The sequence below is a fragment of the Micromonospora sp. ATCC 39149 genome (assembly GCF_000158815.1).
Lineage (GTDB): Bacteria > Actinomycetota > Actinomycetes > Mycobacteriales > Micromonosporaceae > Micromonospora.
On sequence record NZ_GG657738.1, the window covers coordinates 6,666,272 to 6,688,740 of the forward strand.

Sequence of the window (22,469 nt, forward strand, 5' to 3'; positions counted from 1 at the left end):
TCCTGCGGCCCGTGTCCGATCACCTGGCCCGTCGCGGCCCAGCCCTCAGCGGGACGCCCCGGCGCGGCGCTTGTTGTAGACGTCGAACGCGACGGCGACGAGCAGGACCAGGCCCTTGACCACCGACTGCATCGACTGGTCGACGCCCATGAGCTGCATGCCGTTGCTCATCACGGCCATGATGAGGCCGCCGACCATGGCGCCTACGACGGTGCCGACCCCGCCGGTGACCGCCGCGCCACCGATGAACGCGGCGGCGATCGCGTCGAGTTCGAACATGTTGCCGGCGGCGGGCTGCGCCCCGTTGGAGCGCGAGGAGTAGATGATGCCCGCCACGGCCGACAGGAAGCCCATGTTGACGAAGACCCAGAAGTTGACGGTGCGGACCTTCACCCCGGACAGCATGGCCGCGGGAAGGTTGCCGCCGATCGCGTAGACCTGACGGCCGAAGACGGTGCGCCGGGTCAGCAGGCCGTACGCGAGGACGAGCACCGCCAGCACGATCAGCACGATCGGCAGGCCCCGCGCGTGGGCCAACTGCCAGGCGAAGTACATGACGACCGCGCCCACCAGCACGACCCGGGCGACGAACAGCGGGAACGACTCGACCGGCTGCTGATACCGGATGCGCGCCACCCGGGTGCGGAAGCCGCTGACCGCGTACCCGGCGACCGCGACGCCGCCGATGAGCAGCGTGAACGCGTCGAAGCCCTGCCCACCGAGGAGCCCGTTGAGGAAGCCCGCCGCGATCCGCTGGTACTCGGCCGGGAACGGCGACAGCGAGATGTTGTCCAGGACCCGCAGGGTGAGGCCGCGGAACAGGAGCATGCCGGCGAGCGTCACGATGAAGGCGGGGATGCCGGCGTAGGCGACCCAGAAGCCGTGCCAGGCACCGACGGCGAGGCCGACGGCCAACGCGGCCAGCACCCCGAGCCACCACGGATGGCCCTGCTGGATGACGAGCACCGCGGAGACCGAGCCAGTGAGCGCCACCACCGAGCCGACCGACAGGTCGATGTGCCCGCCGATGATCACGATGACCATGCCGATGGCGAGCACGAGGATGTAGGAGTACTGCAGGACGATGTTGGTGATGTTGCCCGGGCTCAGCGACACGCCGTCGGTCAGGACGGCGAAGAGCGCGACGATGACGACGAGGGCGACGAAGATGCCGCTCTGGCGCAGGTTGCGCATGACCAGCGTACGCGGGTCGCTGATGCCGGTGTGCAGGGCGCGGGCGGGGGCCTGGTCGGCCGACGGGCCCTGCCCGGTGGAGGAGGATTTGACGTCGGTCATCGTGCCGGTTCCTTGTCCTTCGCCATGAGCTGCATGAGCTTTTCCTGGGTGGCCTCGCTCACCGGCAGCTCGCCGGTGAGCCGGCCCGCCGCGAGCGTGTAGATGCGGTCGCACATTCCGAGCAGCTCGGGCAGCTCGGAGGAGATCATCACGACCGCCTTGCCCTGCGCCACGAGCCGGTTGACGATCGTGTAGATCTCGAACTTCGCCCCGACGTCGATGCCGCGGGTGGGCTCGTCGAGGATCAGCACTTCCGGGTCGGTGAACAGCCACTTCGACAGGACAACCTTCTGCTGGTTGCCGCCGGAGAGCTTGCCGACCGTGGCCATGACGCTGGGCGCCTTGATGTTCATGTCGCGCCGGCTGGCCTCGGCGACCCGGATCTCCTCGTTGTCGTGCACCCACCCGAAGCGGGCGAGCTTGCGCAGCGCCGCCGCCGAGACGTTGTGGCGGATGTCGTCGATGAGGTTGAGCCCGTACCGCTTGCGGTCCTCCGTGGCGTACGCGATGCCGTTGCCGATCGCCTCCGCGACCGTGCGCGCCCTGATCTCCCGGCCGCGCAGGAACAGCCGGCCGGTGATGTCGCGCCCGTACGAGCGGCCGAACATGCTCATGGCCAGCTCGGTGCGCCCGGCCCCCATCAGCCCGGCGATGCCGACGACCTCGCCGGCGCGGACGGTGAAGCTGACGTCGTCGACCACCCGGCGGTCCTGGGTGGGGTGGCGCACCGTCCAGTTCTCCACGCGCAGCACCTCCTCGCCGGGGGACGACACCCGGTCGGGGTAGAAACTGTGCAGGTCGCGGCCGACCATGCCGCGGATGATCCGGTCCTGGGTCACCTCGGCGGAGCGCACGTCGAGCCGTTCGACGGTACGGCCGTCGCGTAGCACGGTGATCGAGTCGGCGATCGCGGTGATCTCGCCGAGCTTGTGCGAGATCATGATGCAGGTGATGCCCCGATCGCGCAGCCGCCGCAGCAGGTCGAGCAGGTGCGCCGAGTCGACGTCGTTGAGGGCGGCGGTCGGCTCGTCCAGGATGAGCAGCTTCACCTCCTTCGACAGCGCCTTGGCGATCTCGACGAGCTGTTGCTTGCCGACGCCGAGCGCGACGATCGGCGTGACGGCGTTCTCGCGCAGGCCGACGGACTCCAGCAGGGCCGTCGCGTCGGCGTTGGCGCGGTTCCAGTCGATGAGGCCGGTGCGTCCGCAGCGCTCGTTGCCGAGAAAGATGTTCTCGGCGATCGAGAGGTGCGGCACCAGGGCGAGCTCCTGGTGGATGATGACGACGCCCTGGGCCTCGCTGTCGCGGATGCCGCGAAAGTGCACGGGCCGGCCGTCGAAGATGATCTCACCTTCGTAGCTGCCCGCCGGGTACACCCCTGACAACACCTTCATCAGGGTGGACTTGCCGGCGCCGTTCTCGCCGCAGATGGCGTGGATCTCGCCGCGCCGCACGACGATCGAGACGTCCTGGAGCGCCGCCACCCCGGGAAACGTCTTGGTGATGTTGCGCATCTCGAGGATGGTGTCGCTCACGGTCGTCCTCTCGCTGGTGGGGGTTCGTGGGGGCGTCGTTGCCCGGGGCGAGGCGTCCGTCGGGCCCGGCGCCGACCGGCGCCGGGCCCGACGGGACCGTCACTTCTTGGCCTGCCCGGAGGCAACTTCCTCGGCCGACCAGTAACCGGAGTCGATCAGCGCGGACTTGATGTCCTCCTTGTAGATGGTCTGGATCGGCAGCAGGTACGCCGGGACGACCTTGACCTTGTTGTTGTAGGTCGTGGTGTCGTTGGCCTGCGGCTGCTTCTTCTGGAGGAACGCCTCCGAGGCGATCGCGGCCTGCTCGGCCAGCAGCCGGGTGTCCTTGAAGACGGTGGAGCTCTGCACGCCGTCGTTGATGAGCTTGATCGAGGCGATCTCGGCGTCCTGGCCGGTCACCACCGGCAGCTTCTTGCCCGAGCCGCCGTAGCCGGCGTTCTGCAGCGCGGTGATGATGCCCCGGGAGATCCCGTCGTACGGCGACAACACGCCGTCCACCTTGGACCCGTCGTTGTAGCTCGACGTGAGCAGGTCCTCCATCCGCTTCTGGGCGGTCTCCTGCTGCCACCGCAGGGTCGCCGCCTGCTCGATCTTCGTCTGGCCGGACTTCACCTTCAGCGTGCCGCTGTCGAGGTACGGCTTGAGCGTGTCCATCGCGCCGCCGAAGAAGTACGCGGTGTTGTTGTCGTCGAGCGAGCCGGCGAACAGCTCGACGGTGAACGGCCCGGTCGCGCTGCCCTTGGAGCCGTCCTTGTTCTTCAGGCCGAGGCCGACCAGCAGCGCGGTGGCCTGGGCGACGCCGACCTTGTAGTTGTCGAAGCTGACGTAGAAGTCGACGTTCGGGCTGCCGAGGATGAGCCGGTCGTACGCGATGACCGGGATCTTGGCCTCGGCGGCGGCCTGAAGCTGACCGCTGAGCGCCGTGCCGTCGATCGCCGCGATGACCAGGACGTCCGCGCCCTGCGTGATCATCTGGTCGATCTGCTGCGACTGGGTGGGGATGTCGTCCCCGGCGTACTGCAGGTCGACCTTGTATCCCTTGGCCTGCAGCTTCTCCTTCACCGCGTTGCCGTCGGCGATCCACCGCTCCGAGGTCTGCGTCGGCATGGAGACACCGATGGTCAGGTCGGTGGGCTTCTTGTCGGCGGTGTCGCCGCCCCCGCCGGCTCCCTCGCCGCCGCACGCCGCCATGCTGAGCGCCAGCACGGCGCTGCCGAGTGCCACCAAAAATCGTCTGGCCACAGGCTTCCCCTCCCAGGACCTTGTGCCGAAATGTCGGGCCGCGATCGCGCCCCGAGACAGTGTTAGCGCTCACATTGGCCTGGTCAACAGCTTGCGAGAAATGCCCTGGTCACGTTCTCGTAACGGCACCGACCACTCGGCCCACCGCTCCGGACCTGGGCGTTTGTCGCGCCGACCGCCAAGCAATGCAAGGTTACGGGGGGCGGCGACCCTGTCCCGAGGACCGGGACCCGCCGGGATCGCCCCGGCTTGTCCGGGGCGTCACCGCATGGACATGTCTGGGAGGATCGTCGGCGACAATGGGGAGGGTTACATGACCAAGAACGTCACTCGTCGGGCCGCCATCGGAATGGGCGCGGCAGCGGCGGCGCTCGCCGCCACCGGTCAGGCCGCCGCCGCCGAGGGCAGGACACCGCCGGCGGCCACACAGGTCCGCACCGGCGGATGCGCCGAGGCGATCCGGCGGACCTACCTCGAGCAGAAGGTTAAGGCCGGCGGTGTGTGGCACGCCCATATCGCGATGGTCGACGGGGCCGGAGCGCTCGAGACCGTCGTGGCGGACGACGCCGACCGCGTCACGCACGGCTACAGCGTGCAGAAGCTCGCCGTCGCCGTCGCCGTGATGGACAAAATCGATCGCGGGCAGCTCCGGCTGGACCAGCGCCTCGACCTGAACGCGGACATCATCCTCGGCGGCACCGGCATCTACTTTCTGCAGACCGTCTGGGGCGACGAGGTCACAGTGGCCAACTTCCTCACCGCGATGCTGCTCGTCTCCGACAACACGGCGGTGCGCATGTGCGGCCGGGTGGTGCCGGCGCTGGAAATCAACGACATCCTCGCCGCGAAGGGGTTCACCCACACCCGCGTCGAGCCGGTCGCCAACCCGAACCGGTTCTACCTCGGCGTCACCACGCCGCGCGAGACGCACGACCTGCTGTGGCGGCTGGCCAACAAGACCATCCTGACCCCCCGGTCGGCCAACTTCCTCCTCGGCATCCTCCGCTGGATCAACGGCTACCACGACGGGATCCGGCGCACCATGTCGTCGGCCGAGCGCAGCCGGGTCGCCACCAAGTACGGCGCCGACTTCGACGACCTCGGCGCCGCCCGGCACGAGGCCGGCATCATGTTCGACGCCGCCGGGGCACCCACCCTGACGTACGCGCTGTTCGCCGACTCCCTCGGCCACCTGGACAACTACGGGTCGACCCATCCGGCGGTGCAGGCGCACGCGGTCCTCGGCCGGACCATGTTCGACGCGATCTCCGCGACCACCAACCGCACGACCCGCTCCCGGCACCACGTCGCGCCGTTCCGCCCGGTCGACGGCGGCTGACCCATCGGCCGCCGGGCCCGCCGCCAGCGGGCCCGGCCCGCCGGTCAGGGCTCGTAGGCGAGGTTCGGCCGCAGCCAGCGTTCGACCTCGGCGAGGGCGACGCGGCGGCGGGCCGCGTAGTCCTCGGCCTGGTCGCGGCCGATGCGCCCGACGGTGAAGTACCGCGAGTCCGGATGCGCGAAAATCAGGCCGCTGACGCTGGCCGCAGGCGTCATCGCGTACGACTCCGTCAGGCCGATGCCGAGCGTCTCCGCGCCGAGCAGGTCGAACAGGTCGCGCTTCTCGCTGTGGTCCGGGCTGGCCGGGTAGCCCAGCGCGGGACGGATGCCCCGGAACCGCTCGGCGTGCAGATCCTCCAGCGCCGGGGCGGCGTCAGGCTCGAACCAGTCGCGGCGGGCCCGCAGGTGCAGGTGCTCGGCGAACGCCTCGGCGAGCCGGTCGGCCAGCGCCTTGACCATGATCGCGCGGTAGTCGTCGTGCTCGGCCTCGTACCGGGCGGCCAGTTCCTCGGCGCCGTGCACGGCGACCGCGAAGCCGCCAAGGTGGTCGCCGGCCGGCGCCACGTAGTCGGCCAGGCAGCGGTTGGCGCGGCCGGCGGGCTTGGCGGTCTGCTGGCGCAGCATCGGCAGGCGCACTCCGGCGTCGTCCAGGACGATGTCGTCGCCCTCGGCGTGGGCCGTCCAGAAGCCGTACGTGCCCCGGGCGCGCAGCGACCCGTCGGCGATGATCGCGTCGAGCAGGGTGTTGGCGTCGTCGTAGAGCTCGCGGGCGACGGGCTGGTCGAGAATCGCCGGGAACTTGCCCTTTAGCTCCCACGCCAGGAACAGGAACTGCCAGTCGATCATCTCGCGCAGCTCGGCGAGGGTCGGCTCGACGGTGCGCACGCCCGTGAACGCGGGCACCGGCAGGTCGGCGAAGTCGACCCGCTCGCGGTTGGCGCGGGCCTGGGCGAGGGTGAGCAACGGCTGGGCGTGCCGGTTGGCGTGCTGCGCGCGCAGCCGCTCCTGCTCGGCCCGGTTCGCCGTGTCGAGGGTCTGCGCGCGGCCGGCGTCGAGCAGGTCGGAGACCACGCCGACGACCCGGGACGCGTCGAGCACGTGCACCGTGGGCCCCTCGTACGCGGGGGCGATGCGCACCGCCGTGTGCTGCCGGGAGGTGGTCGCCCCGCCGATGAGCAGCGGCATCCGCAGCCCCCGGCGCTGCATCTCGGTGGCGACGGCGACCATCTCGTCCAGCGACGGGGTGATCAGCCCGGACAGGCCGATCGCGTCGGCGCCCTCGGCCACCGCGGTGTCCAGGATCCGCGCGGTCGGCACCATCACGCCGAGGTCGATTACCTCGTAGTTGTTGCAGCCGAGGACGACGCCGACGATGTTCTTGCCGATGTCGTGCACGTCGCCCTTGACGGTGGCGAGGACGACCTTGCCCTGGCCCTGCCCGGCGGCCCGCTCCTTGCTCATGTACGGCTCCAGGTAGGCGACCGACCGCTTCATCACCCGGGCACTCTTGACCACCTGCGGCAGGAACATCTTCCCCGCGCCGAACAGGTCGCCGACGACTCTCATGCCGTCCATCAGCGGGCCCTCGATGACGTCGAGGGGACGGTCCAGCAGCAGGCGGGCCTCCTCGGTGTCGGCCTCGACGTGGTCGACGATGCCGTGCACCAGCGCGTGCTTGAGCCGCTCGGCGACCGGGGCGGCACGCCAGGACAGGTCGACCTCCCGCTTGGTCCCGGAACCGGTGACTGTGGACGCGAACGCGACCAGCCGGTCGGTGGCGTCGGGTCGGCGGTCGAAGATGACGTCCTCGACCAGTTCGAGCAGGTCCGCCGGGATGTTCTCGTAGACGCTGAGCTGGCCGGCGTTGACGATGCCCATGTCCAGCCCGGCCCGCACGGCGTGGAACAGGAACGCCGAGTGCATCGCCTCGCGTACCACGTCGTTGCCGCGGAACGCGAACGACAGGTTCGAGATCCCGCCGCTGGTGCGCGCGCCAGGGCAGCGGGCCTTGATCAGCGGCAGGGCGTCGATGAATTCCTTCGCGTAGCCGTTGTGCTCGGCCATGCCGGTGGCCACGGCCAGCACGTTCGGGTCGAAGATGATGTCCTCGGGCGCGAAGCCGGCCTCGCCCACCAGCAGGTCGTACGCCCGCCCGCAGATCTGGACCTTGCGCTCGCTGGTGTCGGCCTGGCCCTGCTCGTCGAACGCCATGACCACCACGCCCGCGCCGTAACCGCGGATCGCCCGGGCCTGGGCGAGGAACGGCTCCTCACCCTCCTTCAGGCTGATCGAGTTGACCACGCCCTTGCCCTGCACGCACTTGAGGCCGGCTTCGAGCACACTCCACCGGGAGCTGTCGATCATGATCGGAATCCGGGCCACCTCGGGCTCGGTGGCGATCAGGTTCAGGAACGTGACCATCGCCTGCTCGCTGTCGAGCAGGTCGGCGTCCATGTTGACGTCCAGCAGGTTCGCACCGCCGCGCACCTGCTCCACCGCCACGTCGACCGCGGCCTGGTAGTCGTCGGCCTCGACGAGCCGGCGGAACCTCGCCGAGCCGGTCACGTTCGTCCGCTCGCCGATCATCACGAACCCGGTGTCGGGCCCGATCGTGAACGGCTCCAGGCCGCTGAACCGGGTCGCCGGCACCTCCCGGGCGACCGGTCGCGGCGCGACGCCCCGGACCGCCGCGGCGATCCCGGCGATGTGCGGCGGGGTCGTCCCGCAGCAGCCGCCGACGATGTTGACTAGGCCGTCGCTGGCGAACTCGCCGAGCAGCGCGCCGATCTCCTCGGGCGTCTGGTCGTAGCCGCCGAACGCGTTGGGCAGCCCCGCGTTGGGATGCGCGGCGACGTAGCTGCCGGCCAGTCGGGAGAGCTCCGCCACGTGCGGGCGCATCTCCGCCGCGCCGAGCGCGCAGTTCACGCCGACGACCAGCGGTTCGGCGTGCGCGATCGAGCGCCAGAACGCCTCCACGGTCTGGCCCGACAGCGTGCGGCCGCTCAGGTCCACCACCGTGACGGAGATCCACAGGGGCAACCGGGGCGCCGCCTCGCGGGCCGCGGCGATCGCCGCCTTCGCGTTGAGCGTGTCGAAGACCGTCTCCACCAGCAGCAGGTCGACCCCGCCCTCGGCCAGCGCCGCCATCTGTTCCGCGTACGCGTCTTTGACGTCGTCGAACGTGACCGCCCGGTACGCGGGGTCCTCCACGCGCGGCGACAGCGACAGGGTGACGTTGAGCGGGCCGACGGAGCCGGCGACGAACCGCCCGCCCGCCTCGTCCGCGGCCTGGCGGGCGAGCTGGGCGCCGCGCACGTTCATGTCCCGCGCCAGCGCCTCCAGGCCATAGTCGGCCTGACCGATGCTCGTGGCGGTGAACGTGTTGGTGGTGGTGATGTCGGCACCCGCCGCCAGGTACTGCCGGTGCACATCCAGGATCAGGTCGGGGCGGGTCAGGTTGAGCAGGTCGGGATCGCCGGTGACGTCGCAGGGGTGGTCGTCGCCGATCAGGTCGCCCCGGTAGTCGGCGGGGGAGAGCCGCGCGCCCTGCAACATCGTGCCCCAGGCGCCGTCGAGCACCGCGATGCGCTCGCCCAGCAGCCGCCGCAGCGCCGAAACCGCGTCTGACCTGTCGACGGACGAACTCATAGCGACCACCCCCGATGTCTCGGAGGCGCCCTTGGTTCGCATGCTCCCAGGTCGAGCGTGGCGGGCCGGGCCCGTCGCAGCGCCTCTCGCCCTGGTAGCCGGAGACTACCGGATAGTGACCCGGCCCCGCCGTACCGTTCCCAGCAAGTGCGACGGCCCGGTCGACACTAGGCTCGACGCGGAGGTGCGTGAAGATGGAACTCGGGCTGCACTACTGGACGTTCTCGACCCCGGCCGACCCGGCGGCGATCGCGCCGACCCTGGCCGAGACCGCCACCCTCGCCGAGCAGGCGGGGTTCGCGTCGTTCACGGTGATGGACCACTACTTCCAGATGGAGGCGCAGGCCCCGGCCGAGGAGCCGATGCTGGAGGCGTACACCACCCTGGGGTACGTCGCGGCGCTGACCCGGCGGATGACGCTGGGCGTGCTGGTCACCGGCGTGATGTACCGGTACCCGGGGCTGCTGGCCAAGATCGTGACCACGCTGGACGTGCTCTCCGGCGGCCGGGCCCGCCTCGGCATCGGCGCGTCCTGGTACGAGCGGGAGCAGCGCGGGCTGGGCGTGCCGGTCGTCCCAGTGGCCGAGCGGTTCGAGCGGCTGGAGGAGACGCTGCGGATCTGCCAGCAGATGTGGAGCGAGAACGACGGGCCCTTCGAGGGCCGGCACTACCGGCTCGCCGAGACGCTGAACTCGCCGCAGCCGCCGCGCCGCCCGCACCCGCCGATCATGATCGGCGGCGGGGGCGAGCGTAGGACGCTGCTGTTGGTCGCCCGCTACGCCGACGCGTGCAACCTGTTCGGCACCAGCCCCGACGAGGTGGCCCGCAAGCTGGACGTGCTGCGCGGCCACTGCGCCGCCGAGGGCCGGGACTACGACACCATCACCAAGACGGCGCTCGTCATGCGGCCGGCGCTGGTCGACGTCGACGCGTTCGTCGCCGACGTGGCCGCGTACGCCGCGCTCGGGGTGACCGAGGTGCAGGTCATGCCGGACCGGCACCCGGTGGAGTTCACCCGGCGGATCGCCGACGAGGTGCTGCCGAGGCTCGCCGACCTTTCCTGACCGGCCCGACCGACCGCCCGCGCCCCGGCCCGAAGCCCCGGTGCGCGGGCGGCCGGTGCGCGGGCGGTCTAGCGGTTGAGCCGCCGGTACACGGGGGCCAGCCGCCGGTGTAACTGGCGGTAGACGTCGAAGATCTCGTCGTAGGTCGCCCGGTGGGCCGGCGTCGGCGCGAAGACCCGGTCGCTGCGCATCAGGGCGGGAATGTCGGCGAAGGTGACCATCCCGGTGCCGACCGCGCCGATCCAGCCCGCGCCCCGGGCGTTGACCGCGAGGGGGTTCGCGTCGCGCCGGATCTCGACGCCGAGCACGTCGGCGAAGATCTGGCACCACGAGTCCGACAGCGCCCCGCCGCCGGTGATCGCCAGCGAGGTGACCGGCGCGCCGAGGAACCGGTCGACCGCCCGAAACAGCCAGCGGGTGTTGAGCGCGACGCCCTCGAAGACCGCGCGCAGCAGGTCGGAGCGGTTGGTGTCCAGCGAGATGTTGAGGAAGGCCCCGCGTAGGTTCGAGTCGTCGACCGGGGCGCGTTCGCCGTAGAGCCACGGGGTGTAGAGCACCCCGTTGGCGCCCGGCGGCACCGTCGGGATGATCATGTCGAACGCGTCGAAGATCGTGCCCTCGTCGCGGCTGACTTGCCCGGCGCCGAGCAGCGGGTCGTCGTACTCGACGACCTTGTCGCGCAGCCAGGTCAGGTTGGCCCCGGCCGTGGCCTGCAACGCGGTCATCAGGTACCGGTCGGGCACGGCGCACGGCACCGCCGCGATCCCGGCGACCACGTCGGTCTTCTTCGCCGGGACGTGGGCCGCGATCCACGACGAGGTGCCGAGGTACAGGTGCGGCGCGTTGTCGCCGGTCGTGCCCGCGCCGATCGCGGCGGCGGTGTTGTCGATGGCGCCGGCCACCACCCGCACCGACTCCGGCAGGCCCAGGTGCGCGGCGGCGACCGGGGACAGCGTGCCGATCACCTCGGTGCAGGCGACGATCGGCGGCAGCTTGTCCCGGTCGATGCCGCAGTCGGCGACCAGGGCGGGGGAGTAGCGGACGTCGCCCGGCCGGCGGTTGTCGGTCACCCACGAGGTGAGAATCGAGTCGACGGTCGCCACCGTCCGCCCGGTCAGCTTCAGGTTGATCCAGTCGAGCACGTTGAGGAACGACGCGGTGCGCGCGTAGACCTCCGGCATCTCGTCGCGGATCAGCAGCATGTGCGCCGCCGGGTCCTTGCCGGTGGGCGACGGCATTCCGCCGGTGAGGCGCAGCCAGCGCGCGACGCGGCGCACCGACAACCCCTGGTACGCGGGGAAGCCGCGGAACTGGCGGCGCAGGTTCGCCGCGCCGCGCATGTCCAGCCAGCTGATGCACGGGGTCAGCGGCTCGCCGGCGGCGTCGACGGCGATGGTCCCCTCGCCCTGCGTGGAGGCGCACACGACGGTGACCGCCCGCAGGTGGTCGGGGTGGGCGCGGCCCAGGTCGGCGGCGACCTGCCCGAGGGCGTCCCACCAGGCGTGCGGGTCCTGCTCGGCACCGCCGCCGGGCAGCACCCGCAGCGGCACGGCCCGCTCGGCCCAGCCGGTGACGGTGCCGTCGGCGGCGACGAGGGCGGCCTTCATCGCGGAGGTGCCCAGGTCGATCGCGAGGACCTGTGGTGCCGTTGCTGCCACCGGATCAGACCCCTTCGACCAGCGCGAACACCTGGTCGAAGCGGGCGAGCGCGTCGTCGATGACCTCGTCGGTGTCGGCCATCGAGGTGTACATCCGCGAGCCGGCCAGGGTGATGATGCCGTGGGCAGCGTACGCCGCGCCCATCTGCTCCATCAGCCGCTTGCGGGCCTTGTTCTCCTTGAGCAGCTTCACCGGGTGGCGCATGTCCAGCAGCATGACGCCGCTGCACTCCAGATGCACGATCGAACCCTGGTTGTAGGCGACGTAGGGCAGGCCGTAGCGGTCGATGAGCCGTTGCAGGCCCCGGGTGAGCCGGTCGCCGGCCCGCCCGGCGATCACCGGCGCATTCGTGCGGGCCATCTCCTCGATGGCGAAGTAACCGGCCGCACAGGACAGCGGGTTCGCCGACAGCGTCCCGCCGACCTGGATGTGCGCGCCGCTCTTGCCGTCCAGGCCGGAGCCGAAGACCGCCATCACGTCGGCGCGACCGCCGACGCCGCCGGCCATCGGGTACCCGCCGGAGACGGCCTTGCCCAGCACGGTCAGGTCGGGGGTCACGCCGAAGTAGCCGGCCGCCCCGCCCAGGCCGAGGCGGAAGCCGGTGACGACCTCGTCGAAGATCAGCAGCGCGCCGAACTCGTCGCAGAGCTGGCGTACCCTGGCGTTGAAGTCGCGTGGCACCGGCCGGGTGCCGGACTCCGGGCCGACGGGCTCGACCACGACGGCGGCCGTGCCGCCCCGCAGCCGGTTCTCGATCAGCTTGCGCCGCAACTGCCCCAGGTCGTGCGGGAACGCCTCGCGGGTGCGGCTGGTCGCGCCGAAGGGGATGCCCTTGGCGTTCATCCGGTACGTGCCGGGCACCCGCAGCCCGTACACCATCGTGTCGGACCACCCGTGGTACGCGCCGCCGACCTTGATCACCATCTTCTTGCCGGTGAACGCGCGCGCCCCGCGCACCGCGGCCATGACCGCCTCGGTGCCCGAGCCGAGCGACCGGTACATCTCCACGTGCGGCAGGTACCGGTGGATGATCTCGGCGAGCTTGAGCTCGTACTCGTGGAACAGCCCGGTCACCGGCCCGGACGCCCGGACCACCTCCGCGACCCGCTCGTTGACCGGCCCGTAGTTGCTGCCCAGGATCGTCGGGCCACCGGCCTGGAGGAAGTCGATGTAGGTGTTGCCGTCGCGGTCGACCAGGTGCGCGCCCTCGGCCCGCTCGATGGCCAGCGGAAACGGGTAGTTGAAGGCGAGGTTGTGCTGCACGCCGCCGGGGATGCGCCGCTTCGCGCGGTCGGTGATCTCCCGGCTCGCCCGGCACTTGGTGTCGAAGTAGTTGAGCACGTCGAGCATCGCGTCGTGGCGCAGCCCGCGGACAGGCTGGGCGATCAGCGCCCGCAGGCGGCGCATCACGTCGTCGACATCGGGATAGTCGCTGATGGCGTAGCCGAGCCGGGCGGCCTCGCCGCCGGGGTCGCTGCTGTCGGCGACGGCGGCGTCCGTGCCCGTCGCGGCGGCGCCGTCCTCGTCCGCGGCGGTGCTGTCCTCGTCCGCGGCGGTGTCCGGGCGGGTGGTGGCCAGTGCGGTGGCCGTCGTGTCGGCGCTGGGCAGCTCCTCGTCGACGGGTACCCGCAGCGGCGGCACCGCCTCGGTGATCTGGGCGGCGATCCGCTTCTCGTCGGCGCGCAGCTTGCCGAAGGCGATCTCGCGGATCGCGGTCGGGATGGTGTAGACCTTCCCGGTCTCGGCCGTCAGTGCCATCAGGTAGGCGATCGAGACTTTCTCCAGCAGCGCCATGTTGAACACCGCCCGGTCGGGGTCGGTGCCCAGGGCCACGATCCCGTGGTTGGCGATGATGAAGGCGTTGTCCCCGCCGGCGACCTTCTTCTGCACGTTGCGGGCCAGGAAGGCGGTGCCCGACGGGGCGTAGTCGATGATGGCGACCCGCTTGCCGAGGAAGCGCACCTGCTCGTCGGTCAGCGCCGGAATGGGCTTGCGGAGGAAGGCCAGCGCCGAGGCGTACGGCTGGTGGGTGTGCACGATCGCGTTGACGTCCGGCCGCTGCCGGTAGATGTTGGCGTGCATCCCGCACTCGATCGACGGCGCGAGACCCGTACCGGAGTCGTCGGGCACGTGCTTGCCGGCGAAGTCGACGATGCAGACGTCCTCGACGCGCATCCGGTCGTAGTCGTAGTTGCTGGGGGTCACCGCGTACAGCTCCCGGCCGGGGACGCGGACCGACACGTTGCCCTCCGTCGCCTTGAGGTAGCCGCGCGCGAGCATGGTGCGGCACATGTCGACGACGTGCTGGCGGGAGGTGCGGTGCTCCACGGCGCTCTCCTCGGTCCGGGCCAACGGCTGATCGACGGGGATGCCCGTCGAGGTCCATCGTCGCCGGGCGACGGACGCGGAGCACCGTCTCGCCGGACACGAGAATCGGGCTTCCGCTTATCACCGCGTGACAAAATCGCGGCATGACCGCGTCTCCGCCCCCCTGGCAGCGGCTCCCCGCCGACCTGGCCACCGCGATGCGCTCCCAGCTGCCCGCCACCATCGGGGCGGTCGCCGCCGCCGTCACCGAGGCCACGCCCGCCTTCGCCGCCATCTCCGACGCCAAGTTCGCCCGGGACGTGCGCACTGCCGTGCAGGTCGCGTTCGACCGCTTCCTCGACCTCGTCGGCACCGACGAGCCCGCCCTGCCGCCGCGCGCCCGGGAGGTGTTCGTCGCGCTCGGCGCCGGCGAGGCACGCGAGGACCGTGGGCCCGAGGCGCTGCTGGCCGCGCTGCGCACGGCGGCGCGGCTGATGCTGCGCACCGCGTCGGAGTCGCTGGCCCGGCTGCGCCCCGTCGACACCGGGGAGTTGATCGATCTCTCCGACGCGATCATCGCGTACGTCGACGAGCTGGCCGCCGCGAGCACCGACGGCTACGCCCTCCAGTTGCGCGAGCAGGCCGGGGAGGGCGATCGGCGGCGACGGCAGCTCGCCGAGCTGCTGCTGCGCGGAGACGGCCTGCCCGCCGCCGTCGAAACCGCCGCCGCGCGGATCGGCTGGCCGCGCCCGGACGAGGTGGTGCCCGTCGTGCTGCCACTGGAGCAGGCCCGCGACGCCCGGTTCCGCTACGGCGCGGACGGCCTCGTGGTGGAACGCGGACGCGACGCCGTGCTGCTGCTGCGGGCAGGTCCCCGCGCCGCCCGCCCGCAGCTCGCCGAGGACCTGGCGGGGCGCGGGGCGGTGGTGGGGCCCACGCTGGGCTGGGCCCAGACCCCGGCGGCGGTCCGGCTCGCCGAGCTGACCGCCGGGCTGGCCGGGACAGACCCGGGGCCGGTCTTCGTCGACGATCACCTGATCGCGCTGACCCTGGGCGGGGAGACCGGCGCGCTGGCGGTGCTCACCACCCGCCGGCTGGCGCCCCTGGCGCACCTGCGCCCGGCTCAGCGGGAAAGCCTGCTGGTCACCCTGTACAGCTGGCTACGGCACTGGGGCTCGCGGGCCGAGGTGGCCACGGAGCTGTTCGTGCACCCGCAGACGGTCAGCTACCGGGTCAAGCGCCTGCGCGAGCTGTACGGCGACGACCTGGACGACCCCGCCGCCCGGTTCGAGTTGCTCCTTGTGCTGGCCGGCCGCACGGGTGGGGCATAAAAGATGTTTGTCAGTGGAATTCCTAAACCGTCCGGATTGCCGATGCGACCCAGCACTTCCGTCGACAGTAGAGCAGCGGGCATTGCAGTACGAGGGAATCGTTCGCCAAGCTTGACGTGACTTCCGACAGCGATCACCATGTCTCGCAGCCCGTTGGGCACGATCATGAAAGGCCCCAGGTGGCGGTCGGCGACACCGCTCCGCCTCGATGCGGCCGGCGGTCGACTCAACGAGCCCGTGAATCGGCATCGCCGGGCGACAGGATTCCGCGTCGACCGGCCGGTCGGACCATTGATGTTAACGTTAACAACCGGAGAGTTTCAGCAACAATGCAGCCCCTTCGCCCATCTGCCGCGAGTCCCGAGTACCCGCCGAGCAACCGACGACCCGACATCCGGGCATCGGGCATTTCCGGCAATGGCCAGTCGCCAGTAAAACGCTGGCTGACGCCCTTGGACGAGGCGACGCGCCGAATGTTGGGATTGCCCGCACCAGCAACCCGGCGGATCACCATCGAGCGTGATCTACCAATACCGATGCGCGACGGCGTCTGCCTGCCCGCCGACCACTACAGTCCCGCTACCGACCGGGGGGAGTTGCCGACCATTCTTATCCGTACCCCGTACGGGCGCGGCGGAAGCAACCCGCGGGTCGCCCGCGCGGTCGCCGCGCAGGGATTCCACGTCGTGCTGCAGTCGTGCCGCGGCACCGCGGCGGGCACTGGCGAGTTCGCTCCGATGCGGCACGAACGGGAGGACGGTCTGGATACAGTTGCTTGGCTGGCCGACCAGCCGTGGTACGCGGGCCAACTCTGTGTCTTCGGCTTCAGCTATAGCGGCTACGCCGGGTGGGGGTTCGCGGCCGACGCCGGTGATCAGCTCATCGCGTTGACGATGGCCGCGACCGCCGCCCAGTTCACCGGCTCCCTCTACACCGGCGGGGCGTTCTCCCTCGACAGCGCGCTGACCTGGGTGTGGGGACTGGGCGCGCTCGGATCGGACCCCGAACGCCAGCCAACCCTCATCGAGTCGTGGCTGCGCCGCTCCCGACTTCACGCTGCTCTTGCCCACCTGCCGCTGGCGGAAGCCGACCGGGTCGCGACGGGACAGCGAGTCGGCTTCTTCCAGGAATGGCTGACAGAGGACGACACCGCCGGAGAGTACTGGCTCGAACGCGATCACCGGTCACGCGTGGCCGACGTACAGGCACCGATCCACATGATCGCAGGCTGGTACGACGTCATGCTGCCCTGCCAACTCGACGACTACGCAGCTCTGTGCAAAGCCGGTCGCCGGCCTCATCTGACGATCGGGCCATGGAGACACAACAGCTCCGGCCTCTTCCGACGCTTGGTGAGCGAGGCCGTGGCCTGGTACAAGGCCAACGCCGAGGGTCGGCCTGCGGTACGCGAACACCCGGTTCGGGTGCACATCGGCGGCTCGAACCAGTGGCGCGACTACCCGCAATGGCCGCCACCCGGGGCCCGGCCCAGGCCGTGGTACCTGCACGCCGGCGGAGGGCTACACACCACGCCAGCAGCTTCGGACGGCCGCGATGTCTTCACCTACGACCCCAACGACCCCACGCCCGCGCTCGGCGGTCCTCGACTCGCCGCCGCAGCAGCCGGGCGACAGGACAACCGACGCCTGGAAGCGCGACCGGATGTGCGAACCTACACCAGCGATCCGCTCGGCACCGTTGTCGAGGTGCTCGGCCCCGTCACCGCGACGGTATACGTCAGCGCGTCGCGGGACCACTTCGACATCTTCGTACGCCTCTGTGACGTAGACACGTCCGGCCGCTCATGGAACGTGTGCGACGGGCTCACCCGGGTGAGCGCGAGCGCAGCGGACACCTCCGGCGTCCGGCGAGTCGAGGTCACCCTGTGGCCAACGGCTTACCACTTCAAGCCGGGCCACCGCATCCGCATCCAGGTCAGTGGAGGAGCGCATCCGCGTTTCGCACGCAACCCCGGTACAGGTGCCGCGCTGGCAGAACCGAGCGACCTGGTGCCCGTACGGCTTGAGGTTCACACGTCACCGCAGTACGAGTCGACGATCGCACTCTCCGTAGTGGGCTGAGGCTGTTATTGACCCGTAACGCAAACATGTGGTGATCGTTGTTTGTGTATGGGTGTTGTGGTACGAGATGCGCGGCGGCTTTCTCCGCAGGCGCAAGAGGATCTGCGTCGTCGGGCGGTCGCGGCGGTGAAGGCCGGGCATACTCAGGCGGCGGTGGCCACAGTGCTCGGCGTGTCGCCGCAGGCGGTGTCCCGGTGGGTCAACGCCTTTGACCGCCAGGGGAACAAAGCGCTCAAAGCCGGTAAGCGAGGGCGGCGACCCGGCGAGCAGAAAGCTCTCGACGCCCGCCAGCAGGCCCGGGTGCGGCGGGCGGTGCTGCACAAAAACCCTGACCAGGTGGCGTTGCCGGGCCTGGTGTGGACCCGCCCGCAGGTACGCCAACTGGTCCGTGACTGGTTCGGCGTCGGCCTGTCCCTGGTGACGATCGGCAAGTACCTGCGCTCGTGGGGCCTGTCGCCGCAGAAGCCGATCCGCCGGGCCTACGAGCAGGACCCGCAGGCCGTTGCCCGGTGGCTGGAGCAGGAGTACCCGGCCATCGAAGCCCAAGCGCGTAAGGAGAAGGCCATCATCTTGTGGCTGGACCAGACCGGACTGCGCTCCGACGCCTCGGTGGGGACCTCCTGGGCGCCGGTGGGACAGACCCCGGTGGTGGCCAAGACCGGCAGGCGCTTCGGTGTCAACGTGATGGCCGCGATCAGCAACAAGGGCGAGTTGTACTTCACCTGCTACCACGGCTCGTTCACCGGCCCCCTCTTCCTGGCCTGGCTCGACCGTCTGGTCCGCCACCTCGACCGGAAGATCCACCTCATCGTGGACGGCCACCCGGTGCACCGCCGAGTGGCCGTCCACGACTGGCTCGCCCCACGCGTTGGCAGCATTGAGATGCACTTCCTGCCCGGCTACGCACCGGAGCTGAACCCCGTAGAACTACTCAACGCCGACGTCAAACGCCATGTGGCACAAGCGAACCCGGCCAACCCGACCGACCTCGCCGCCGCAGCCGCCTCGCACCTACGGCGCCGCCAGAACCAACCCGAAACGGTGAAAGCCCTGTTCCGCAAGCCCGAAGTCCGCTACGCAGCCGGATGAACAGCACATATTTGCCTTACGGGTCAATAACAGACCCCCACGCTCCCGAACCGGTGATCATGCCGGCCAGCGGTCCAGCCAGGAGGCCCGCGCTCTCAAGGCCGGTGTGGTACCGGCGGATGGCCTCCCGGCCTTGCCTCGTCTCGGGTCAGCACGAACACGAACGGCCGGTCGGACCCGCGCAGGTCCATGACGCCGAGGAGCGTGCGCTCGTCGACCCGGCGGAACACGTCGTGGATGGGCAGCCGGTCGTAGCACATTGTCGCCGACACCACGCCCCGGTACTCGGTCATCCGTAGCCGCGCCGTCGGTCGGGTCGTGGTCAGCAGCGGCCGGGCCAGGGCGAAGGCCCGTATTGCCAGTGGCGTCCGCACCACGCCGGGCGGGCGCACCAGCAGCCCCGTCGGCACCAGCGCCGGGTTGACGCTGACCAGTCTCCTGCCGGCGGAGAAGACCAGCGGATGCACTTCGTCGGGGCTGTCGAATCGCTTGCCGTGCCAGCCGTAGTGCTCCAGCAGGCCGTCGAGTGGGTGGCCCGTCGCGAAGCCGCTGCCCCGCCAGGGGCCCAGCATCTCCTCGACGGTGACCGGCGGGAGCCCGTCGAAGCAGGCGAGGGCGGTCTCCAGGTTCCCCGGGGCCGGCAGGATGGCCGCCGGCTCTGCCGCGTTCGACATGGTCGCATCTCCTTGATCGCGTGATCGGCCCGGTGCCATCGACGTTACGCCCGGATCGGGCCAGGCGGCGGACACCGGTGACATCGACCGGGCACCGCTATCGACGGAGCGGAAAATCCGCGGTGCAACAACCTCGACCTTGCGCCGCGCCTGGTCTGTCCACTGTGTACTTTGGCGGTTTGTTTCCCGCCGGGTCGCGGACCTTCTTGGCGTCATTTCGCGGTTTCGCTCGACCACCGCACCGAAGGTCTTCTTCCCCGACGGGGCCGCCGGACCCTCGTTCGAAGGATACGAATCATGTACGACGCGATAGTCGTCGGTGGTCGCTGCGCGGGTGCCGCAACCGCCCTGCTGCTCGCCCGGCAGGGCCACCGGGTACTCGTGGTGGACCGCTCGTCGTTCCCCAGCGACGTCATCTCGACGCATTTCCTGTGGCCGCACGGAATGTCCTACCTCAACCGTTGGGGCCTGCTGGACCAGGTCACCGACGTGACCCCCACGCACACGGTCATCGACATCGTCAACGACGGCATCCCGCTGAGCGGCTCGGTGCCCACTGAGCTGCTGCGTGAGTACTTCCGGGACCTGCACGGCGACGACTCGGGCGTGGTGCAGAGCTACGCCTCGGTCCGCCGCCGCCTGCTGGACCAGATCCTCGTCGAGGCGGCGGCCAAGGCCGGCGCCGAGGTCCGCACCCAGTGCACCGTACGCGAGCTGATCACCTCCGAAGGCCGGGTCGTCGGCGTCCGGGGACGCGCGGCCGGCGGCGAGGAGTTCGAGGAACGGGCCCGGATCGTCGTTGGTGCCGACGGCCGCAACTCGTTCGTCGCGCGCACCCTCGGCCTGCCCCGGTTCGACGAACGCCCCCGGTGCACGTTCGCCTACTGGAGCTACTGGTCCGGCTTCGACCCCGGCCGGGGGCAGATCCACCGGCGTGGCCGGCTCGGCTGCGCGGTGGTGCCGACCAACTTCGGGCAGAACATGGTCCTGGTCTGGGGGCCGAGCGAGTGGTCCCGGGAGTTCCGTGCCGACGTGGCCGGCAACGTCCAGCGGGCGCTGGACTTCGTCAGCCCCGAGCTGGGCGAGTTGGTCCGCACCCAAGGGACCCGGGAGGAGCGGATCTACGGAACTCTGGACCAGTCGGGGTTCCTCCGGCCGCTGCACGGGCCCGGCTGGGTGCTCGTCGGCGACGCCGAGTCCGCCAAGGACCAGTGCACCGCGATCGGCATGACCCACGCGTTCCGCGACGCGGAGCTGGCCAGCGCCGCCCTGCACCGGTGGCTGGCGGGCGAGGCGTCGCTCGACGAGGCGATGGCCGCTTACGAGGGGCGCCGCCGCAGCCAGAACGCCGCCGCCTACTACGACTACGTGTGCACGTTCGCCGAGATGCGGCCGTACCGGCACGACGAGCTGCAACTGTTCGTCGCGTTGCGCGGCAACCAGGAGGAGACCGACCGGTTCATCGCCACGCACGCCGACGTCGCGCCGGTCTCGGAGTTCTTCCAGGCGTCCAACCTCTTCCTGCTCAATGACGCCGCCAAGGAGTCGTCCGCCGGCTACCCGGTCTTCGACGACTTCGCCGCGACGTCGCGCATGTACCAGCAGAACCTCTTCGCCTGATGCCGAACCAGGGAGCTGACACCATGATCATTACCGACCTGCACCAACGCGACGACGGCGAGCTGATCGAGGCCATCCTGGACGCCGCCCGACGCGGGGACGTCGAGGCCATGGCGCGTACCGCCGCCGAGGTCTCCGAGATGACCCGCAACTGGGCCACCCACATCCCCTGGGACGACCTCGCGACGCTCGACGCGTCGGCGGCCGACGGCGAGTTCGCCCGGGTCGTCGCGGACCTGACCGAGATGTGGGAGCCGGCCCACCTGCGTAACCCCGTCGACCCGGACGAGGAGTACGCGCTGGACAAGAACGCGTACGACTTCTACCGCCCCGCCGGCCGGAACCTGCTCGCCCGCACCGAGGACTTCCACGACTGGGTGCAGGCCCGCCGCCGCACGGAGACCTGGCAGTACTCCCGGGTGTTGGAGGCGGCACCGGACAGCATCGCCCAGATCACCAACGACCTGGGCAAGCGGACCCGGGGCATCAACTTCAACTCGCAGGACTACCTGTCGTTCAACACCCACCCGGCGATCCGGGAGGCGGCGGCCCGCGCGATGCGCGACTACGGCCCGCACAGCGCCGGCTCGCCGATGGTGCTCGGCAACACCCGGATCTCCGAGGACCTGGAGGCGGCCCTCGGCGACCTGGTGGGGCTCGACCACGTCACGCTCTTCCCGACCGGCTGGGCGGCGGGGTTCGGGGCCGTGGTCGGGCTGGTCCGCCAGTCCGACCACGTCGTCATCGACCGGCTCGCGCACTCCTGCCTCCAGCAGGGCGCCCGGGCGGCGACCCGCAACGTGGTCCGCTACGAGCACCTCAACGTCGAGGCCGTCCGGCAGCACCTGACCGAGATCCGGTCGCACGACAGCCGCAACGGCATCCTCGTCGTCACCGACGGCCTGTTCTCGGTCGATGCCGACTGGCCGGACCTGGTGACCCTCCAGCGGGTCTGCCGGGAGCACGACGCCACCCTGCTGGTCGACGTGGCGCACGACCTCGGCTCGATGGGGCCGGGCGGCACGGGCGTGCTGGGGATGCAGAACCTCCTCGGCGAGGTCGACGTCGTCATGGGCGCCTTCTCGAAGACGTTCTGCTCCAACGGCGGCTTCGTGGCGTCGAACTCGCCCGCGTTGAAGCAGTACGTCAAAATGTTCAGCGGTGTTCATTTCTTCTCCAACGCGCTCTCCCCGGTGCAGACCGCCGTGGTCCGGGAGGCCGCCCGGATCATCCGGTCCCCTGAGGGGGACGCGCTGCGCGCCCGGCTGTTCACCGCGATCCACGCGCTGCGCGACGAGCTGACCGGCCGGGGGCTGACCTGCATGGGGGAGCCGTCGCCGATCGTGCCGCTGCTGATCGGCAACGAGAAGCTCGCCCGCACCGCGAACCGGCTGCTGTTCGACCGGGGAGTGCTCGCGTTCATGGTGGAGTTCCCGGTCACGCCGACCGGGTCGTCGAGGTTCCGGCTTCAGGTGCAGGCCGGTCACCGGCCCGAGGAGGCCCGGGAGGCGGCCCGCATCATCGACGGTGCGATCGCGGACTCCCGGGCGTACCTGTCCAGCGCGTTCGGTAGCGCCGCCCGGTA

At 70.6% G+C, this 22,469-nt stretch carries 14 protein-coding genes; 7 read left to right on the forward strand and 7 right to left on the reverse strand.

Annotated features, from left to right (window positions below):
- Positions 1-45: 45 nt before the first annotated feature.
- The 3 genes from mmsB to chvE all read right to left on the reverse strand — a co-directional run bounded on the left by mmsB (position 46) and on the right by chvE (position 4,073).
- The gene (mmsB, locus tag MCAG_RS28770; RefSeq protein WP_007076454.1) at positions 46-1,296 is read right to left on the reverse strand and encodes a multiple monosaccharide ABC transporter permease; all 1,251 of its coding nucleotides are present in this window, start codon (positions 1,294-1,296) and stop codon (positions 46-48) included.
- Positions 1,293-2,831, reverse strand: coding sequence for a multiple monosaccharide ABC transporter ATP-binding protein (gene mmsA / locus MCAG_RS28775; protein ID WP_007076455.1), 1,539 nt, complete (start codon positions 2,829-2,831; stop codon positions 1,293-1,295). The genes mmsB and mmsA overlap by 4 nt, the downstream gene beginning before the upstream one ends.
- A 99-nt stretch (positions 2,832-2,930) precedes the next feature.
- Positions 2,931-4,073: a multiple monosaccharide ABC transporter substrate-binding protein gene (gene chvE / locus MCAG_RS28780; RefSeq protein ID WP_036375689.1), complete on the reverse strand. Its 1,143-nt coding sequence runs from the start codon at positions 4,071-4,073 to the stop codon at positions 2,931-2,933.
- A gap of 313 nt (positions 4,074-4,386) precedes the next feature.
- Here chvE and MCAG_RS28785 point away from each other — a divergent pair, with 313 nt between their 5' ends.
- Positions 4,387-5,412, forward strand: coding sequence for a serine hydrolase (locus tag MCAG_RS28785; RefSeq protein WP_036375691.1), 1,026 nt, complete (start codon positions 4,387-4,389; stop codon positions 5,410-5,412).
- A gap of 44 nt (positions 5,413-5,456) precedes the next feature.
- Here the strand turns inward: MCAG_RS28785 and metH are convergent, their stop codons facing one another.
- A complete protein-coding gene (gene metH / locus MCAG_RS28790) occupies positions 5,457-9,059 on the reverse strand; it encodes a methionine synthase (protein ID WP_157548304.1) in 3,603 nt (1,200 codons plus the stop codon).
- Between the two features lie 194 nt (positions 9,060-9,253).
- Here metH and MCAG_RS28795 point away from each other — a divergent pair, with 194 nt between their 5' ends.
- Positions 9,254-10,123: an LLM class F420-dependent oxidoreductase gene (locus MCAG_RS28795; protein WP_036375693.1), complete on the forward strand. Its 870-nt coding sequence runs from the start codon at positions 9,254-9,256 to the stop codon at positions 10,121-10,123.
- 68 nt (positions 10,124-10,191) lie between these two features.
- Here the strand turns inward: MCAG_RS28795 and MCAG_RS28800 are convergent, their stop codons facing one another.
- Together MCAG_RS28800 and MCAG_RS28805 are read right to left on the reverse strand one after the other, a co-directional pair.
- Positions 10,192-11,781, reverse strand: a complete 1,590-nt coding sequence (locus tag MCAG_RS28800) for an FGGY-family carbohydrate kinase (protein ID WP_007076460.1) — start codon at positions 11,779-11,781, stop codon at positions 10,192-10,194.
- A 4-nt stretch (positions 11,782-11,785) separates the two neighbouring features.
- Positions 11,786-14,110 (reverse strand): aminotransferase class III-fold pyridoxal phosphate-dependent enzyme, encoded by a 2,325-nt coding sequence (locus MCAG_RS28805; protein WP_036378172.1) that lies wholly within the window; start codon positions 14,108-14,110, stop codon positions 11,786-11,788.
- A 143-nt stretch (positions 14,111-14,253) separates the two neighbouring features.
- On the opposite strand from MCAG_RS28805, the gene MCAG_RS28810 reads away from it, so the two are divergent.
- The 3 genes from MCAG_RS28810 (at position 14,254) to MCAG_RS28820 (ending at position 18,590) form a co-directional block, all read left to right on the forward strand.
- A complete protein-coding gene (locus MCAG_RS28810) occupies positions 14,254-15,420 on the forward strand; it encodes a CdaR family transcriptional regulator (RefSeq protein ID WP_007076462.1) in 1,167 nt (388 codons plus the stop codon).
- A gap of 452 nt (positions 15,421-15,872) precedes the next feature.
- On the forward strand, positions 15,873-17,501 hold the full coding sequence (locus MCAG_RS28815) for a CocE/NonD family hydrolase (protein ID WP_157548306.1): 1,629 nt from the start codon (positions 15,873-15,875) through the stop codon (positions 17,499-17,501).
- Positions 17,502-17,549: 48 nt separating this feature from the next.
- Positions 17,550-18,590 carry an IS630 family transposase gene (locus MCAG_RS28820; RefSeq protein WP_036372447.1) on the forward strand — a complete coding sequence of 347 codons (1,041 nt, stop codon included), beginning with the start codon at positions 17,550-17,552 and terminating at the stop codon, positions 18,588-18,590.
- Between the two features lie 95 nt (positions 18,591-18,685).
- Here MCAG_RS28820 and MCAG_RS28825 read toward each other — a convergent pair whose 3' ends face one another.
- On the reverse strand, positions 18,686-19,264 hold the full coding sequence (locus MCAG_RS28825) for a DUF4334 domain-containing protein (RefSeq protein WP_050778117.1): 579 nt from the start codon (positions 19,262-19,264) through the stop codon (positions 18,686-18,688).
- A 297-nt stretch (positions 19,265-19,561) separates the two neighbouring features.
- Between MCAG_RS28825 and MCAG_RS28830 the strand changes: the two genes are divergently transcribed.
- Both MCAG_RS28830 and MCAG_RS28835 read left to right on the forward strand, forming a co-directional pair.
- A complete protein-coding gene (locus MCAG_RS28830) occupies positions 19,562-20,884 on the forward strand; it encodes an NAD(P)/FAD-dependent oxidoreductase (RefSeq protein ID WP_007076465.1) in 1,323 nt (440 codons plus the stop codon).
- A 23-nt stretch (positions 20,885-20,907) separates the two neighbouring features.
- Positions 20,908-22,469: aminotransferase class I/II-fold pyridoxal phosphate-dependent enzyme (locus MCAG_RS28835; protein ID WP_083802475.1), on the forward strand; the 1,562-nt coding region annotated here is incomplete at its 3' end.

Bases quoted from the DNA above. Each gene is read 5' to 3' on its own strand.
- mmsB (WP_007076454.1), bottom strand. From the start codon at position 1,296: ATGACCGACGTCAAATCCTCCTCCACCGGGCAGGGCCCGTCGGCCGAC.
- MCAG_RS28785 (WP_036375691.1), top strand. From the start codon at position 4,387: ATGACCAAGAACGTCACTCGTCGGGCCGCCATCGGAATGGGCGCGGCA.
- metH (WP_157548304.1), bottom strand. From the start codon at position 9,059: ATGAGTTCGTCCGTCGACAGGTCAGACGCGGTTTCGGCGCTGCGGCGG.
- MCAG_RS28795 (WP_036375693.1), top strand. From the start codon at position 9,254: ATGGAACTCGGGCTGCACTACTGGACGTTCTCGACCCCGGCCGACCCG.
- MCAG_RS28810 (WP_007076462.1), top strand. From the start codon at position 14,254: ATGACCGCGTCTCCGCCCCCCTGGCAGCGGCTCCCCGCCGACCTGGCC.
- MCAG_RS28820 (WP_036372447.1), top strand. From the start codon at position 17,550: ATGGGTGTTGTGGTACGAGATGCGCGGCGGCTTTCTCCGCAGGCGCAA.
- MCAG_RS28825 (WP_050778117.1), bottom strand. From the start codon at position 19,264: ATGTCGAACGCGGCAGAGCCGGCGGCCATCCTGCCGGCCCCGGGGAAC.
- MCAG_RS28830 (WP_007076465.1), top strand. From the start codon at position 19,562: ATGTACGACGCGATAGTCGTCGGTGGTCGCTGCGCGGGTGCCGCAACC.